The sequence below is a fragment of the Chryseobacterium defluvii genome (assembly GCF_003634775.1).
In the GTDB taxonomy this organism is placed as follows: domain Bacteria; phylum Bacteroidota; class Bacteroidia; order Flavobacteriales; family Weeksellaceae; genus Chryseobacterium; species Chryseobacterium defluvii.
The window spans coordinates 303,658-320,082 of the sequence record NZ_RBXB01000001.1 but is presented as its reverse complement, the minus strand read 5'-3'; the positions used below and the strand labels follow the sequence as shown (position 1 = coordinate 320,082).

Genomic DNA, 16,425 nt, shown 5'->3' with positions numbered 1-16,425 from the left:
GATTTAATTATTTTTGATTTTTAAAGAAATTATCTATTTGCTCAAAGAACCAACCTGTTAAATATGCTTGGGTTTCATCATTGTACATATCTAAGACTAATCTTCGATCTTGAAAAATGCGATTTACCAAATGAACACATTCATGAGCTATAACAAATCCTTTAGGTATTCTTTTGAATGCAACAACATATTGTGTATATCCACTTTTGTAATGTGCCGTAAAAACGCATGCTTCAGAAAGGTTTTCAAGAGGTGTAAGCCAATCTGTTTGTTTTTCGTACCTTTTGTTAACTTCATCCCATCCTTCAGAGTAGATAATAGTTAGATTTCCGAAAAAAATTGGTATTTTGATAGTTTTACTCTTCATCATCTGAGCTTTGCATTAAAAAATCCAGGAATGATACCGTCCCGTTTACTTCCTTCTTATCAGCCAAACCAAGATCACGGGAAATAATGTTAGCATTTAGAAGGTTTCCGGATGCTCCTTGGAACTTTTGTGTATAAATTACATTCTCTATATCAGCGATGACCGTAGAAAAACCCTCATCCTCATCTGTTAATCTTGCTTTAAATTGCCTGAAGTATGCTTCATTACAATTAAGGTAAAAACAAAGCTGTCCTAATGTCATAGCCCGCATAATTGGAACGGTTTCCGTAACAACTTTCCCTTGATGCTGGAATACTTTCGTTTCTGGAAGGGGATTGTCTTCAACCCATTGGAAATATTCACATGCTGCATTCCATAATTCCTCAGGAGTGGCAAAAAGTTTATCCCGGCCGTGCTTTGCTCTCATCTTCCAGAATTGGTTTCCAAATGTTTTGTTTGTTGTAATTGTTTCCGGTTTTTCTGGAAGGGGTTTAACTGTTTTAGCCACTCTTTTTTTGGGAGCGGCTGCCTTTTTAGTGGTTGGTATTTTATTTGTCGTTTTCTTCTGCATTTTAATCTGTAAATAACTCTTTACGATCAACTGTTATAAAAATTGGTTGTAAAGGATGATTAAAAGTCTTAATTGCTAAAAAGATGTTTTTGGTCTCTTTAATCTTTTCTATTTCTTCATCACTTAATTCCCAACATGTTACAACATCACCTTCTTCGGATTTAAAGGCTGGCAACGATAAATATTCTGGTTGATTTTCTGCAAAAACCACATTTTGCTCTTTAAATTCTATTGCTTTCATGATACTTTGTTTAGATTTGAATATAAATTAGATACATAAGAATTATATGTTTTATTGAATAGCTTGGTAGGACTTAGAATATCTTTGTGGATAAATTTGCCGTCCTTTACCTTTTTTACTTTCAAGTTTTCATCTATGTAAAGAAGACCTGCATAACTTGGAACCTCATCCGGAATGATCATCCCTTCCGGAACTGCATAAAAGAACTTGTTTGGAAGTTTTAAATTGTTCATTTCCCGGATCTCAATAGTAGAATAAGGGATGTAATACAACCGAATATCCATTTCATTATATCTGTTATGCCTATAAGAACGATGCTCTTCAGCTATTACTAATTCCGGAAAGTTCTTGCAGAACTCCCAGGATGGATCAAGCAAAGTATTACCACCTCTTTTTTCAATATAATATCCTTTGCCTGCATCATTCTTTTCATGGATTTCGTGTTTAGGCTTCTTGAAGTCTGCTTTAAAATCCGAACGGCTGATCTTGATTTCAACCTCATAGCAAATTCCAGATGGCAGAAAACTAAGCCAGTCACTTTCATTGTCGAAATAGAAAACATTGATGAACTTGTAATGGTGAGAATGCCAGTTCTTCAATAAAGCTTTTTGAATTAATTTTTCTGTCATTGTGTAGGATTTAAAAACCCGACCGACAATAAGTCAGTCGGGCTAAAAACTAATAACCATGAAAACTCAAATTAAACATGAGAATCATTAAGACTACCACAATTTCCTGTAGTTTAACGTAGTCTTGTGGAAAAGGATGGATTCGAACCACCGACCTCGCCGTTTGCACCGTCACGCTCTGCCACTGAGCTACTTTCCCAGTTTCCACGGCTTTTACCCCGTGGGTCCCGCTTTTTCCACCTTTACAATATCCAGTCGTGCACAACCCAGATGATCAGCCTGTTTTCATTGCAAAGTCGTAAGGTCGCTCTTATTTCATTCCGTCTTAAAAGTTTGTAGAGAAGACAGGATTCGAACCTGTATGAGTGTTAGTTCCCTGAATAGCTTTTTCAGATCACTCTATACTTGTCTTTAGCGTCTGCCCTTCCGCCACTTCTCCAGATCACTCTTTCACTGTTTAGGGTTAAGGAAACGGTTTCTCTGATAACGACACCCCTCATTTTGGTTTTGATTCTTAAATGAGAAAAGAATGTAGCTCTGGGCTTCACAGCAGAGAACTACCTCCAAACAAAAAAAATATTTAAATGAAAAAATGTTTATGCTAAGGAAAAGCACTTTTTGAACTTCTTTGCTGATTGGACGAATTTTAAAAATTAAATGATCATTAAATTTTTAGTCCTTTCTTTAGTGCTTTATTTTTTCTGAAGAGATAACTTATTATCCCTTTCTTCTTTTTGCTTTTTCCTTTGTTCTACCTGCTCAATTTTTAATAAAATCCTTTGGTAATCATAAAGGAAGGCTTCATTGTTGTTAATTTCATTTACAATGTTTTTTAGGTAATAGTTAACAATTGGCTGTGTTTGGTTCAAATAATCTGCTATTCTTTGTTGAGTAATTTTGAAATGATTATTGCAAATACAAGAGAAAATCATTCTCGCAAAAACTAAATTTTGCTTTCTTGATTTGCTGGTGAGATCATTTTTATTTATTCCCAATTCAGAAGAAACAATTGTTTTCACCTTTAAAAGAACACTATTCTTCATTTGAGCAATAATTACCTATACCTTAATTACTTAATCACTACAAATATAAAAAATAGTTTTCAATTTTAGTCTATTAGACCTAAATTATTTCAATAATTTTTAAAATCTTTTCGGCTTCTTCTTTTGATTGGGGTAATGGTTGTTTTTGAAATTCCAATTTCCCAGAATGTGAGGATGCTGTAAATGTTCCGTTATTAAAAATTGTTACTGCATTCCAGGTCTTTTCTGCAACCTCCTTTTGGTAATTATAACAAAATGCTTTCCCGGTTGAATCTCTTATAGTTTCTTTAGAATATCCTTGATCTGAAAGGAATTGATAAAACTTGAAATTGTTTGTTTGATCTTTTCTCATTTTTATATTAATTTTCTGAAATTATCCATTTTAATCCGCAATCAGCTTGAAAATATGAGTCTGAATGATGAACAAGAGCTCTAGCGTTATCGTACTCTATGAGATAAACCCCATCAACAGCCGAATTTTTAATTTTTAAGTAAGCAAAATTTGTCCCTTTGTCATTGGCTCCAAAACATAATATATCATACTTAATTGCTTCAGGAGCAGAAGAATTTCTTATTATTTGAGTACAAATGTTAGTGGCATTTTCTGAAGCTATTTTAAGTTCCTTACCCCCGTCCCACGCTTGTTTCGTTTCGAAATTTACTCGAATCAAATGATTAGGATTGTAGTATTCTGAATCCCTGTTTTCTTCACAGGAAAAAAATAAAACGGCTAGTAATAAAAATAGTGTTGTTTTCATAATTCAAAAATATTTTCTTTTGATTTTATCGAAATTTTAAGGTTCCCTGTTTTTTCCAGGTTCATCTTTCTTTTGTAATAGATCTAAATATTTTTCTATCAAAGAATCATAATCATTTCTCATTTGATCTATAAAATCCTTTTGTTCATCTGTTAGTTTTTTATACTTCTTTAAGATTTTGAAAGTTGAAATTTCATGAGAAACAAATAAAATGAAAATAGCTATTGTAATAATTAATTGTATCATGATTCAAATTTAATTCTCGATTTTTGTTTAAAATTATGGGTTTCCGTAATCTATTATTTTTATTCATCGTTTTTCAAGTTCTTGTATTACTTCATGCCAGTGGTGAAACCTTTTTCTAGCGTATTCATCTCCACCAGTTTTTTGATAAATATCATAAACCTCATCTTTAAGCTTTTTAGCTAGATTCAGAGAAAATTGAATCGCTTGTTTCCTTGAAATTGCGGAAGCTCCTTCCGGTATCTCATAACCAATAAATTCAATTATAAGATCATTTGCCTGTGTTTTTGGATTCATTATTTCTATTATTTGTTCTGATTTAGGATCTTTAATTTTTCAATTGCCTTTTCAACCCATTCTACAATTTCAAGTTCATCAAATGACTTTTCAAATGGATAATTATCATCTAATATTTCAGGATGATCAGTCATGCCCCATTGTCTAGTTAGGGCGTTATAGGATTCTAAGAAATTTTCTAATGCTGTAATTAATTTTGTACTTTCCATAATATTTTTTTTTGTTTTTACCCCCAAAAGCGGTTTTACCCCGCTGACTTATTTTTAGAGGTTAGTTAAATTTTTATGCAGCGATATTCTTTTCGGATAACTTAAAAGCCTTATCCCAGCTTCCAACACTTAAACTAAAATACCACCCAACATCAAAGTAATCTGTCATTGAATCACTGTTATTATGATTTCCTTTATTACATATTTCCTTAATCATGTTGAAAACAATTCCGGAAGAAAGATTTTTGTTAAAATCGATGTAATACTCATTTATTTGCTCATAATTTTTCTCAGTTAATTTTATAGGAGCTTCTAATATTTTAACATATACACCTGTATAATGCTCTCTGAATAATGAAATTTTCCACCCTAATTTTGCTGGGAAAACTTCCTTAATTCGATTTCTGAATTCTTTAACTTGTTCTGTTGAAATGTAAGCCATTGTTTTATTATTTTGATATTTCAAAGATATAAAGTTTCATAAATATAAAACAATTTAAAATGTTAAATTTTTGTTAAAAGTTTTATGATCGTAAAACAAACAATGAAAATTATATAGTTTTGTATCATAATTATGAGGCAATGAAATTTAAAATAGAACAGTTAATGAAAGAAAAAGGTTTCAGTAATGTGAACCTGGCCGAAGAATTTGGTGTTTCAAGAAGCACTATATCAAACAATTTAAAGAAACCTTCTCTGGAAACCTTAATTAAAATAGCTGATGTTTTAGGAGTTAAAGTCAGTGATTTATTAGATGAAGGTGAGGATAATCTGGAGCCTATCTACAAAAAGGATGAAAACGGCAAACTAATAAATATCGGCTTTCTTAAGAAATGATGGTTTTTTCGAAATCCCAAAAAGAAAGTTTCCCTTTTACGTTGAGGATTGGTTTATCATAAAGCACAGCATTGGCCAAAACCCAATTATAAATTATTTTAGTTCCTTTCTTATAGAAGACATTATTTTCAAGAAAACATCCGTTTGTTTTTTCAGCCCAAATACTTGAATGATTGATTACACAATCAACTATATCAACTTCACCTATTATTGCACCTCTTTGTAAATCATCAAAATAAAGAGGATAAAATTTTTCAAATTTTGCAGCTTCTTCTCTTTGTTTTTCATTCATTGCTAAAAACTTCCCTTTTGCTCCAGTTCCAGAGGAATGAATATAAATTCTGCCTCTAAAGTTGGTTTTCCATGTCCTGTTTTCGATGTCTTTTATTCCTAAGGCTATGAGTGAAGCCCATGGTTGTTTTATGCTTAATGCTTTTGTCATGTTGTTTAGTTTTGAATTGAGTCATATTTATTCTGCATTTCCAGTATTCCGGATTCCCTTCCGGTTTGGTACGAAAGAACTGTAACGATAACTACACAAACCACAATTATTAAAGTACATATAATTGCGCTTCCAGTTACTGTATTATTATTTTTCATTATTTAAGTTTTTAAGTCTATTTTTAAGTTTTGTAATTTGACCCTTGAAAGAGGAAATTGTTTTTTGAGAAGATTCGTAAAGATTTTTATAATATTCTCTTGAATTTTTCATTTGGTCCAATTCTATTTGAAGCTGTAAATGATTCAAAGCCATAAGTTCAGATGCGTCAGCTATCCGAAGAAGGGCACCAACTTTAATTTGATCTGAATTTAAAGTTTGTCCTTCATCAAGCTCTGATCCCCAATTTTTCCGGGATTCCTCCTTGTAATTTTTAAATGTTTTCATAAATGTAAATTTTAAGCTAATTGTACTCTACAAACTTCTTTCAATCTTTCAAGCTCCTTTTTCTGGTTTGCAATGTGCTCTTTGATTACATCTAAAGCCAGATGAAAAGGAACCCTTCTAATGCTATAGCTCCCTCTCTCATAAGGAATATGAAGTTCTAAAACTTTACTGTCTCCCCAGGTGTTTTTCAATTCTAACTCACCTTTATCATTGAGTCTTTCTTTCAATTCCTGGATCATTTTTTCACCACTTTCTATTTCTGTATAACAGTTGTGAATCAATCTTGCAATGTCTTTTGTGATCATTTTATATAATTTTTAGAGTTTTTTGTATATAATTTTTGATGAAAATTGTATTTAATTACCACACTGGGAAAACACTTCACAGCTTTCATCATCATATAATGATAACTGTACATCGGTTGTCTTGCTATCATCTTTGATTTTCTTTTTAAAAGATTTTGACCTTTTTCTTATGTCATTTACTGTCAGGTTTTCCCGAAATATTTTTATTGGTAATTCTAGAAGCGGCTTCCCTTCTTTTAATAATTTTTTCTTCTTGTTTTCTGGAATATAGTTTCCATATTCTTTTTCGAGATATTCGTCAAACTCAAATTTCCAGGGATCATCAATCATTATTTGTGTGAGTTTATCCGGGTTTTTCTTATAGCAGGTGACACAATTCCCCTCCCAACCTTTTAAATTCAACCTGAAGGACATTAACGACCACCAATAGTTCACGTGTTTTTTTGTGAAAGGTTTCCAGGTTACAAGTGGATATTTTAAATTATATTCACCTTTTTTGGTGTTCATCCTGTCAAACTCATCAACCCGGATCCCAATGAAAGTTTCATATTCATTCTTCTTAAATCCTAAACTTTTCATGTATGAATGAATAGGTCTTTCCTTTAATTCTCGCGTGGAAGATCTGGAAGCTATATTTGCTAAACCATACTTCTTAACCATCAATTCATAGGGCGTATCATTTCTATGTTTCCAATCCTGGTTTCTAGTCGCCGTTTCGTAGGAAACAACTTTGTGTGTGGTCCCTTTTCTATATTGTGGATGAATAACGGCTTCAATCCAGATAATTTCACATCCAAAATGTTCTGCACATTTCTTAACAAATTCAAGGGTTTCTTCATTCTCCCTTCCGGTATTGGCAAAAACTATGGTGAAATCATATTCATCACTCTTATTTTCTAACAACCACCACAGCATGAAACCGGAAGTTTCCCCGCCAGAAAATGATATTAGCCCTTTTTTCTTCATCATGCTGCTTTTCTTAATTCAAACAATCGGTTTGCGGTTGCCTCACATATCTTTCGGGCCATTGTAACTTCAACAGCGTTCCCGATGAATTTCTTTTGATCTGCCTGGGTTCCTATAAGGACATAATCTTTAGGAAACCCCATGATCTCTTTAAGCTCCTGAATTTTGAGCATTCTCATTTTAAGATCAACCAATCCATAAATTGCCATAAACTCTTTAATCTGTTTCATCATCGGAGAATCATTCTCATAAATCTCATAGATAACCGTATTGCCATCTACTTTTATGAACGAGGGAAAATTATTACCATCTACTTTATCAGAAGCCTCTATTAAATAAGGAGGCATCTTATCCATTCTGGCAATAAGAGTAAAGCAAGGATTTTCAATAGAACCTCCTGGGGAATTGTATTGTGGATTCATTAAAAAATGATTGCAGGTAACCAAACTTTGTTTTGGATTTGTTGTCAAAACTCCCACAGGTTTATTAATGTCAGATACATAACCATTGCCATACTGAACATCAATAAAAGTCGGATTTACATAAGCTATCCTGTCTTTTGTCGTTACTGTCGGTGCAGGACTATTGACGGATATATTAGAACCTTTTCCATAATAAGTACTCATAAACTTTGGCTGAACCAATGAATGATGATCTATTGTAGTAATTGTATGTGCAGGTCCTTCAATGGAAATGTTTTTGCTGTCAGGATTTCCAGAAAAATATTTTGATAGAAAACTACATTCTACTTTTGCAAATCGGTTATTTGTAGTCACTGTATTGCAAGGCTCCTCTATACTTTTTACTCTGTCTTTTCCAGAATTGTACTGTGCAAGAAATTTAGCATTAACAACTCCCAATCTTCCCTGAGTAGAAATAACGGGACATGGTTCATCTACACTGGGAGGAATATGCTTTCTTGTTTTTCCGTTGATCGAATTGTATTTCAATAACCATTTATCTTTTCCTCCGGCAACAAATTTTATTAACCCGGAATAAAACCTTTCCAATGTAGCTTCTACAAGAGATGTTTTCCTATCGAATATACTTTCCCCTTCATCGGAAAAATCCAAAACCTCTTTAACAGGTCTCCATTTTTCCAGGCTTTCAAACAATCCATTTACTGGATTTTTGGCATGTGTAGGTTCAGGCCATACAATGGGAAATTCACCTTTGTTGAATTGTGCAAAAAATCTTTTTCGTGATGTCAAAGCTCCGAAGTCAGCAGAGTTTAAAATGCGATAATCAAAATTATATCCGAACTTCTTTACATGATCTACCCATTTTATATATAACCGTCCTTTGTCTTTACTGATTGGCTTTCCTTTTTCGTCAAGATCCCCCCAGCTCATAAATTCCTCAACATTTTCGATCTGAATGGAATCGGGATTTATGGCTTCAATATATCGATCTAAATGTTCCGCAAGTGTACGACTATCAGCATCACGGGCCAACCCACCTTTTGCCTTGCTGAAATTTGTACACTCCAATGAAGCCCAGAGAACCAATTTTGCAAATGGGTATTCTTTACGCATTTTGGCAACATATTCAACTAATGGGCCTAATTCAAGGGTTCTTATATCTTCTGTGAAATGAAGTGATTCCGGATGATTTTCTGCATGTGAGGCGATCGCATTGGCATCGTGATTAACACATGCAATAACCTTTGCACACTTTTCCCCGTGAATTTTTGCAGTTTCCACGCCTGTAGAAGTTCCCCCAGCCCCGCAGAAAAGATCAACATATAAAAGACTGATCGCTAAAAGTCCAATTTCAATATATTTATTTTTCATTAGGCATCTATTAAATCAAATAATGTTGGCATATTAATTTGATAATTAATTGCATTGATATAGCTAACTCCATCATTGAAATACTCTGAATTAAGCTCGCACGCTTTAGCCTTTCTTTTCAATTTAAGAGCAACATAAGGAGTGGAAAAAAGCCCACCGAAACAATCATCCACTGTATCTCCCTCATTGGTAAACCTGTATATTAGCCTTTCAATGATATCCAGCTGTAAAGGACAAATGTGTTTCTCTTTTTTAGATGAGACTTGCTTTGCATTCAGCGTATTCATACGGTTGATATCTGACCAAACACATTCTTGATTTGAATGAGGTGGAAGTGTCATAAAGAGTTTTGATAGCTTGTCTTCTCCTTCCAACATATTGCATGCTTCCAGATGCTTTTGATAGTCATAAACCTCAGATGTATTGTATTTTTTCCAGGCATTATAAATTCTATCCATGTCGAAACGTTTAATTTCTTCGGCAGAAAGGAACCGGTTCCCGGAAGATTTCCAATAAGAATGAGCATCAAGTTGCCACATTGATAAAAGATATTCATCAATCTTTTTTACTACAGGATCATCAGCGTATGCATTTTTGGTATGACTAGGAGGTTTTCGGAAAAGAAGAATATATTCCGGAATCCCAACACCCATTTTTGAAGCATCTTTCCGCTGTTCACCCCAACCTAAACGATAGGTTTGATTATTCTCACGTACAACATCCGTGGTAATTGTAATACGGCCAATAAAATGGAATCTATTTTCATATTCAGACCTTAACTCCTGCAATCTTTTTTCTTTCAACTCATTTGAAATACCATCCTCAGCCGTCAACCCTTCCCAGATTGTAATTTGATCTTTCACTTTTTGTTTTGTAAAATGTCTTACAGTAGCATCGGAAAACGGTTCTATTGTGAAAAATTGTACATCAGTTTGATGAGAATAACGCGGGCGATCTTTTACGTGAATTGCTGCAATACGGCCCGGCATTAATGTTCGGTATAATTCTGGGGTTAAGAATTCCATTTGCTTGAAAAATTCTTCATTTCCATCATTATGCCCGAAGTCATTATAATTGTCTGAATATTCATAATGATCACCGAAAGGAATTGAAGTTAAATGCATCCCAATTGAGTTATCGGGCATTTCTTCCGGATCCGAATGAACTATTACAGTATCATTGTTATATAATGTGGCATCACCAATTATAAGTTTTCTGCCATTTGCGAAAATTTGTCTTTCCATTTGAGATTTTATTAATTCTGAGTTTAATCCGTACTCTCTTACTAAAGAGATCATTTCATTTTGAAGCTCTTTGTGCTTTCTCCATTTGTCAAATAGAGTTTTTAACACTTCTCTTTCATTTTGGGTGAATATTATATACACATGAACTTCTTCAGATTGCATAAATCTGTAAACACGGTGGACAGCCTGGATGAAATCATTAAACTTGAAATCAATACCTACAAATATCATTTTATGACATGCATGCTGAAAATTACATCCGGATCCGGCTATTTTGGGTTTTGTAGAAAGAATCTGATATTTATTTTCTGAGAAACCAATTAAAAGCTCTTCTTTCCAGTTATTATCCTGAGCGCCGAATACAGAATTCAAAGAATATCCTTTAAATTTCTTTTCTATTTCCATTCTTTCTGCCTCCAAGTGGTGCCATAGAATCCAATTGTCTTCGGGACCTTTCTGCTGAACTATTTCAAGAGCTTTTTGCACTCTTATATCTACAGTTTGCGACTTTTCCCGTGAAGTATCGATCAATGACTTTGTATTATCTTTGAATAAAATTGGTTTCCCATATTTATCGGTAATTACCTCATCTGTATAATTTTCAACCTCAATTTCATGTATATGTAATTTTGGAAGGTTATATTGTGAATCATCATATCCAAGATCAGAAGGCTTATTGATGAATACCGCCCAGGTTGCAACCCATTTCCAGAACTCATCTTTTTTACTTTCAAGTAACTGAAGATTTCCGGCTTTCGTTGAATCTCTTTTGAAGAATCTAGTAAGAAGGTGTCCGCGGTCTGCTACACCCAAATATTCTGCATAATTTAGAATTTCAATGAAATCATTTGGTGTCGGGGTTGCGGTTGCTACAAACCTGTAAGGAACTTTTTTAAAATGGTTCAAAACATAATTTGTAGTTTCGGTTTTTAGATTTCGAAGTATTGAAGCTTCATCAAATGAAACTCCGGAAAAAAGAGAAGGATCTATATCCCCTTTACGAACTCGTTCGTAATTTGTTATGTAGATGGTCGCCGGATCAAAGTCAAAAATTCTTAAATCCTGATTATTTAATGATTCTAAATATTCTGATTTAGCAGCTTCAAACTCTTTTTCTCCATAGTTGTCAATTGCCTTTTTCTCGGCTAACTGAACAGCCAAATCATCAGTATCTTTGATGTATGAAATATCAAATCCTGTTTCAAGCTTTTCGTTATCTCTTTTGAATTCACCGATCACCCCTAAAGGACAAACGATTAGAAACGGTTTATTTTCCTTTAAAATACATTGCTTGGCTATTTCTAGCTGCATCATGGATTTTCCAAGCCCAAAAGAAGCGAAAATCGCTCTTCTTCCTCCTTTAAGACACCATCTTACAATATCAGGCTGATGAAGGTGAAGTTTTGGAGAAAGTTCAGACACTTCAAATCCGAAATCCTCCGAAACAATTACTTTATTTTTTAAAAACTCTTCGTATCTCATTTTGCTTTTTCAATTAATAGTTTTATGTCATTTTCAATTTCCAGGTAATTCAATACCGTGTATCGTAATACTTTCCATCCGTTGCACTGAGCTAGGTTATATTTAATACAGTCATTAGAAAATCCCTCAATAGTAGTATGCCTGCTTTTTTCGCTCATTATTCCTTCGAACTCTATTCCCGTCTTTAGCTCAGGAATTACCCAATCAAACCGAAATTTTCTATTTTCATCGAATTGATATTCTTCTTTGAATTCTAATCCCGAACTTTTAAGTACTGAATTGATGTGAAGCTTATATTTTCCGATTTCTTTAGGAATTTTGATTTTGTTTTTTGGCTCCGGAGGAATGAAAACATTTTTAATTTTTCCTTCCTTTTGAAGTTTACTAAGAATAGACTTACTCCAGGTCATAATCCTTTCAGAATTAAAATTGCTCTTTCGATTTCAGCGATATCCAATTCATATTTTTTGCGTATCTCAAAATTTTCAGGTGATGGTTTTCTACTAAAAAAATAAAGAGCTTTATTTTTGATTTTAACTACTGATAGCAATATTTTGATTGTATTTTCCATTCTTTTAGTTTTAAAATTTATATCCATCATCATCTTCGGTTTTTGCTTTAACCAATTAGGTTTATTTTTTTTCATTTCTTAATCTTTCAATTTCGGCCCTGAGTTTATGATTTTCGGCCCTGAGCTGGAAACATTCATAGCTTCTTCGGTTTTTGATCTCATAGATGTTATCCAGAACATGCCTGATATAATTAAGATCATTCCTTACAGATTCGAGATTTTTATACCATGGCTTTTTTTGATTTTCCAGAAGTGCCATTACCTCCTTTTCATTGGCTTCATTGCTTCCGGGAATTAAATTGCCGCGAGCTTTGATCATTATTTTTTTGTCATTATCTTCAAGAAGCTTGGTTATTATTGCAAACCCTCTCTGAAGTTTTTCCAAAAGCATGATCTTTGTTTCAAAATCATCCTGTGTGGCAATTCCGTCGTTCCATTTCTTAATCCAGCCAGCGAAATTTAATCTCATATCAGAATGGAAAATCGTCTTCATCATCTTCTCCTTGTTGCTGTTTTGGTGGTCCATTATCAAATGCTTGTTCTGGTGTAAATCTAAATGTGTTAATGTTCAAACTATTTACAGGACTTCGGTCGTAGAATTTTGTACAGCTGGCAAAAGCGAATTTTGTTGTCTCATTTTCTACATAGTCCTCGTAATATCTTCGGCTTTTCCAGTCGAAGTAAATGGGATATATTCCCCATTTTGCAATTCCTTCAGGCTTTACTTTCAGAATATGGATATTGGTTTGGTTCTCTTTAATTATTGGTCCTTTCTCCGGATCATTGTTTGGTTCCGGGCGGTGAACTAAAACCTGCAGCATCGCTTTCCTGTTATTGTTCTTTCCTCCATAGAACTCATCTGCCAAAGCAAGAAGCTTTCTTCTTTTACCGGTTTTCGGATCGAAAGTTTTCTGGGTTTCCGCTACGTGGTTTACAATGATATCATAGCGGTTATTTTCCTCAGCTTCCAGGTTAATCCTGTTTAGACACCTCAATACTTCGCTGGCTTTCGGCTCAAAATCATCAACATCATATATCGGGTCAATAACCAGTGTATCGAATTTTATCCCGTATAGCCTCTCAGCTTTTTCTAATTCTTTGTAGATATTATCCAATGTTTGATAGCTGGAGTTTTTTCTGTCCTGCTTGAAAACATAAAGCTTATCCAAAAGAAATTGTTCAGCTTCATCGGCTTCGGCATCAGTCATTGCAAAAGAATTTTTTGAGCCATCCGGTTTTACTTTCGAATATGGTTTTCCCTGATATAGTCCGCAGAATTGGGAGAAAACCTTTTCTACATCACCTGATTCAGTAGTAAATAGAGCAACTTTGAAATTGTGCTTTTCTATCAGCTGTATCACTAATTCATTTGCAACCTGTGTTTTCCCGTGATTGGGCTCCCCGCCGATCAGAATGGTTGTCTTTCTGGAACCCATTAGGTAAAGACCTTTATCAAATTGATTCCAAGTGTAGAATCCGAAATGAATGGGATCAAGCTCTCCATGTTCCCGGATGTACCTCATACGGTCCCTAGTACGTCCTAATAAATCTACGAAGCCCATGGTCCAAGTATTTTAGGTTGTTCTTTAGGGTCTTCCGTTTTGGGACTTGTTGCTGAAGCTTCATTTCCATATTTATCCAGTGTATCAGATCTTGAAAAGAATTCCGGAGTAAGATATTGACAGCCATTACCCTTATGATATTCACTTTGCGGAGCAGTTTTGATAGCTTTTAGAATAGTTTCTTTAGAATACCCCTCTTTTAGCCTGGCCCGAAACTTTTTCCTTACATTTTCATTTATTACCTGAAAACCTCGCCCGGTTTCTTTATTGATCAGCTGTAAGAGTTTAGCAAAATCAATTTTATCAGCAATTGGCTCCTTCGGTTCTTCGGGAGGACTTCCCTTTTCTTCACCTTCAGATTTTGGTTTTTGATCTTTAGGATTTTTAGGTGGGGAAGATTCGCCGGAAGGCGGAACCACTCCTTTATTTTTCTTTTCTTTTATTTCCTTTACTTTACTTTGTGTACTATTGTTGTCATTTATTGAATTAATGTTAACATTAATTCCGTTTTCGTGATCATTAATGTCAATTAATAGTATTTCACTAAACATTTCGATGTTTTTTCTTCTATTTACAGCCTCTAAAAATCTACTTTGAATTGCTGCGGATGTGAGAATTTGAAACTGATTAAACACGGACTCTTCAAACAGTCCCCACTTAACCGACCTCTTAACAATTTCATCGACTAAGCCAACAGATTCACCTGTCCTCTTAGCAAACAAAAGTTTTTCCTTCTCTGTCCAGTCGTAATAGTAGCCTTTGTCGGCATAGATTTTACAATAAAGCTTAATGATCACGGCAAAGCCTTTGCTCCCAAATTCAGATTCTACCAACTGTATTTTATCATCAGAATCTATATTGGTATTGAGCGGAAAGTAATCCAATCCTATTTTTAGCGGTCTTGCCATTTTACTTTAATTATTTTACTTAGTTTTGAAAAAAACAAGTTATTATGGATGATTTAGAGGGTTTAAATCTTCAGATTCACTGTCTTTTAGCTCGGATTGAATCTTTGGAGAAGCTTCTGACTGATGATCATAAGAAGGAGTACTTGCACCTGATCGATAAAAAGAGAGAGGCATTAATGTACGTAAAATTCGGCGACTTTCTTTCTTCTCTTGAAGTAATTGAGGTATTAGACCGCTTTCTGCCAGAGCCTTAAACTCTGATTTTTTTATTTTTATCTTAATTTTCATTATAAATCATTTTTGAAATGGTACATTCGTGAGTTGTCTCCCGTTATTGGATATGTAATACAATCCGGTTGGAGTTTGCTCGATTTTCATTGTTTCAATTTTGCCGAAGAAATTCACATTTCCTCCCAGATCAACAACCCATGCTTTTTCCTTGTTAGGGGCTATTCTCATAACTCTTCCTACAATCTGATAGTAAAGGGCCAAAGACATTGTACTACGGGCAATAAGGACACATTCTAATTCCGGATAGTCAAAACCGGTCGTAAGAACTCCTACATTTACAACACATCTTATTTTTCCTGATTTGAATTGAGAAAGAATTCTTTCTCTTTCATCTTTTCTTGTAGATCCTGTAAGAATTACAGCTCCAGGAATTCTCCGGGTAACATTTTCAGCTTCTTCAATCAATGAGCAGAAAACAAGAAGATTCGGTTTTTTTGCGAGTAATCTGTTAGCATACTTGACAATAATGGAAGGCATGTCGATTATTTTGTAATATCTTTTAAGGGACTGCTCTGTGAAATCGGTTCCTGAACTATTTACCTGTAGCATTGATCTATCCACAACATTAAAAGAGAAATATTCAAGTTTGGCTAAGTATGGAGGATCATTATAAAACAGTTCAGAATTTTGAACGTAATAAAGTACCTCATCGAAAATCCTGGGTTTGGTTCTTGTAATAAATTTCAATTGGGCTCCCTCCATGGTACTGTGTAATCTGTAAGGAGTTGCTGTAAGCCCTAAAACTTTAGCTTTAGGAAATGCAGAAATAAATTCCTCATACATTCCTCCTTTTGGGTTTACCAAATGACACTCATCAATGATAATGTGTTCCAGACCTTCAAAAAGATGCTTTTTATTAATAATACTTCCGATAGTACAAAAGGTGATAGTATCAACCTTTTTCTGTCCAGCTGAAGCTGAATAAATAGAAGCCTTAAAACCCTGGCTGATGTATTTTGCAAAGTTTTGTTCCAAGATTTCTTTTGAAGGTTGTAGGATCACCGTCTTTCCGGTTAAAGGAGCAAGCATATTTGCTATCACTACAGATTTACCTGCTCCTGTGGTAAGAATAAGTACTACATTCTTTTTTGAGTTTCCCTGAAAGTATCTTATGCCCGCCTCAACCGCTTCTTTTTGGTATGGCCTGAGAGTATATTTTGGCTTTTCAGCAACTGTGAATAAATTCGGCGCATTTTCTTTTACGATTTCAGCTATTGACATA

The 16,425-nt window shown here is 34.2% G+C and carries 25 protein-coding genes and 2 tRNA genes; 1 reads left to right on the top strand and 26 read right to left on the bottom strand.

The window, feature by feature from the left end:
* Nucleotides 1-7: 7 nt before the first annotated feature.
* The 13 genes from BCF58_RS01485 to BCF58_RS01430 form a co-directional block, all read right to left on the bottom strand.
* On the bottom strand, nt 8-370 hold the full coding sequence (locus BCF58_RS01485; protein WP_147462004.1) for a hypothetical protein: 363 nt from the start codon (nt 368-370) through the stop codon (nt 8-10).
* Nucleotides 357-938 (bottom strand): DNA-packaging protein, encoded by a 582-nt coding sequence (locus BCF58_RS01480; protein ID WP_228434704.1) that lies wholly within the window; start codon nt 936-938, stop codon nt 357-359. Before BCF58_RS01480 ends, BCF58_RS01485 begins: the two co-directional genes overlap by 14 nt.
* Nucleotide 939: 1 nt before the next feature.
* On the bottom strand, nt 940-1,179 hold the full coding sequence (locus BCF58_RS01475; RefSeq protein ID WP_121460029.1) for a hypothetical protein: 240 nt from the start codon (nt 1,177-1,179) through the stop codon (nt 940-942).
* On the bottom strand, nt 1,176-1,808 hold the full coding sequence (locus BCF58_RS01470; protein WP_121460028.1) for a hypothetical protein: 633 nt from the start codon (nt 1,806-1,808) through the stop codon (nt 1,176-1,178). The genes BCF58_RS01475 and BCF58_RS01470 overlap by 4 nt, the downstream gene beginning before the upstream one ends.
* A 127-nt stretch (nt 1,809-1,935) precedes the next feature.
* A tRNA-Cys gene (locus tag BCF58_RS01465) sits at nt 1,936-2,007 on the bottom strand.
* Between the two features lie 137 nt (nt 2,008-2,144).
* Nucleotides 2,145-2,247, bottom strand: a tRNA-OTHER gene (locus BCF58_RS17320).
* Nucleotides 2,248-2,500: 253 nt separating this feature from the next.
* On the bottom strand, nt 2,501-2,827 hold the full coding sequence (locus BCF58_RS01460; protein WP_170148960.1) for a helix-turn-helix domain-containing protein: 327 nt from the start codon (nt 2,825-2,827) through the stop codon (nt 2,501-2,503).
* A 103-nt stretch (nt 2,828-2,930) separates the two neighbouring features.
* Nucleotides 2,931-3,203, bottom strand: coding sequence for a hypothetical protein (locus BCF58_RS01455; protein ID WP_121460026.1), 273 nt, complete (start codon nt 3,201-3,203; stop codon nt 2,931-2,933).
* 7 nt (nt 3,204-3,210) lie between these two features.
* Nucleotides 3,211-3,609, bottom strand: coding sequence for a hypothetical protein (locus BCF58_RS01450; protein WP_121460025.1), 399 nt, complete (start codon nt 3,607-3,609; stop codon nt 3,211-3,213).
* A gap of 36 nt (nt 3,610-3,645) precedes the next feature.
* A complete protein-coding gene (locus BCF58_RS01445) occupies nt 3,646-3,855 on the bottom strand; it encodes a hypothetical protein (RefSeq protein ID WP_121460024.1) in 210 nt (69 codons plus the stop codon).
* 63 nt (nt 3,856-3,918) lie between these two features.
* A complete protein-coding gene (locus tag BCF58_RS01440) occupies nt 3,919-4,149 on the bottom strand; it encodes a hypothetical protein (protein WP_121460023.1) in 231 nt (76 codons plus the stop codon).
* Between the two features lie 8 nt (nt 4,150-4,157).
* Nucleotides 4,158-4,358: a hypothetical protein gene (locus BCF58_RS01435; RefSeq protein ID WP_121460022.1), complete on the bottom strand. Its 201-nt coding sequence runs from the start codon at nt 4,356-4,358 to the stop codon at nt 4,158-4,160.
* Nucleotides 4,359-4,431: 73 nt separating this feature from the next.
* A complete protein-coding gene (locus BCF58_RS01430) occupies nt 4,432-4,800 on the bottom strand; it encodes an LPD29 domain-containing protein (RefSeq protein WP_121460021.1) in 369 nt (122 codons plus the stop codon).
* 140 nt (nt 4,801-4,940) lie between these two features.
* Between BCF58_RS01430 and BCF58_RS01425 the strand changes: the two genes are divergently transcribed.
* Complete coding sequence (locus BCF58_RS01425; RefSeq protein ID WP_228434703.1) at nt 4,941-5,195, top strand: helix-turn-helix domain-containing protein; 255 nt, start codon at nt 4,941-4,943, stop codon at nt 5,193-5,195.
* Here the strand turns inward: BCF58_RS01425 and BCF58_RS01420 are convergent.
* The 13 genes from BCF58_RS01420 to BCF58_RS01360 form a co-directional block, all read right to left on the bottom strand.
* Nucleotides 5,185-5,637, bottom strand: coding sequence for an ASCH domain-containing protein (locus BCF58_RS01420; RefSeq protein ID WP_121460020.1), 453 nt, complete (start codon nt 5,635-5,637; stop codon nt 5,185-5,187). The genes BCF58_RS01425 and BCF58_RS01420 overlap by 11 nt on opposite strands.
* Before the next feature lie 147 nt (nt 5,638-5,784).
* Complete coding sequence (locus tag BCF58_RS01415; RefSeq protein ID WP_121460019.1) at nt 5,785-6,081, bottom strand: hypothetical protein; 297 nt, start codon at nt 6,079-6,081, stop codon at nt 5,785-5,787.
* 11 nt (nt 6,082-6,092) lie between these two features.
* Complete coding sequence (locus BCF58_RS01410; RefSeq protein WP_121460018.1) at nt 6,093-6,386, bottom strand: hypothetical protein; 294 nt, start codon at nt 6,384-6,386, stop codon at nt 6,093-6,095.
* 51 nt (nt 6,387-6,437) lie between these two features.
* On the bottom strand, nt 6,438-7,355 hold the full coding sequence (locus tag BCF58_RS01405; protein ID WP_121460017.1) for a phosphoadenosine phosphosulfate reductase domain-containing protein: 918 nt from the start codon (nt 7,353-7,355) through the stop codon (nt 6,438-6,440).
* Nucleotides 7,352-9,145, bottom strand: coding sequence for a DNA cytosine methyltransferase (locus tag BCF58_RS01400; protein WP_121460016.1), 1,794 nt, complete (start codon nt 9,143-9,145; stop codon nt 7,352-7,354). The genes BCF58_RS01405 and BCF58_RS01400 overlap by 4 nt, the downstream gene beginning before the upstream one ends.
* Nucleotides 9,145-11,871 (bottom strand): DNA methyltransferase, encoded by a 2,727-nt coding sequence (locus tag BCF58_RS01395; RefSeq protein WP_121460015.1) that lies wholly within the window; start codon nt 11,869-11,871, stop codon nt 9,145-9,147. Before BCF58_RS01395 ends, BCF58_RS01400 begins: the two co-directional genes overlap by 1 nt.
* Nucleotides 11,868-12,281, bottom strand: coding sequence for a hypothetical protein (locus tag BCF58_RS01390; protein WP_121460014.1), 414 nt, complete (start codon nt 12,279-12,281; stop codon nt 11,868-11,870). Before BCF58_RS01390 ends, BCF58_RS01395 begins: the two co-directional genes overlap by 4 nt.
* Nucleotides 12,278-12,517 (bottom strand): hypothetical protein, encoded by a 240-nt coding sequence (locus BCF58_RS01385; RefSeq protein ID WP_121460013.1) that lies wholly within the window; start codon nt 12,515-12,517, stop codon nt 12,278-12,280. Before BCF58_RS01385 ends, BCF58_RS01390 begins: the two co-directional genes overlap by 4 nt.
* Nucleotides 12,504-12,938 carry a hypothetical protein gene (locus BCF58_RS01380; protein ID WP_121460012.1) on the bottom strand — a complete coding sequence of 145 codons (435 nt, stop codon included), beginning with the start codon at nt 12,936-12,938 and terminating at the stop codon, nt 12,504-12,506. Before BCF58_RS01380 ends, BCF58_RS01385 begins: the two co-directional genes overlap by 14 nt.
* Nucleotides 12,913-14,004, bottom strand: a complete 1,092-nt coding sequence (locus BCF58_RS01375) for a P-loop NTPase family protein (protein WP_121460011.1) — start codon at nt 14,002-14,004, stop codon at nt 12,913-12,915. The genes BCF58_RS01380 and BCF58_RS01375 overlap by 26 nt, the downstream gene beginning before the upstream one ends.
* Complete coding sequence (locus BCF58_RS01370; protein ID WP_121460010.1) at nt 13,992-14,912, bottom strand: Lin1244/Lin1753 domain-containing protein; 921 nt, start codon at nt 14,910-14,912, stop codon at nt 13,992-13,994. The genes BCF58_RS01375 and BCF58_RS01370 overlap by 13 nt, the downstream gene beginning before the upstream one ends.
* 42 nt (nt 14,913-14,954) lie before the next feature.
* Nucleotides 14,955-15,200 carry a hypothetical protein gene (locus BCF58_RS17250; protein ID WP_147462003.1) on the bottom strand — a complete coding sequence of 82 codons (246 nt, stop codon included), beginning with the start codon at nt 15,198-15,200 and terminating at the stop codon, nt 14,955-14,957.
* A gap of 6 nt (nt 15,201-15,206) precedes the next feature.
* Entirely contained in the window at nt 15,207-16,424 is a 1,218-nt protein-coding gene (locus BCF58_RS01360) for a DEAD/DEAH box helicase (RefSeq protein WP_121460008.1), read from the bottom strand.
* Between the last annotated feature and the right edge of the window lies 1 nt (nt 16,425).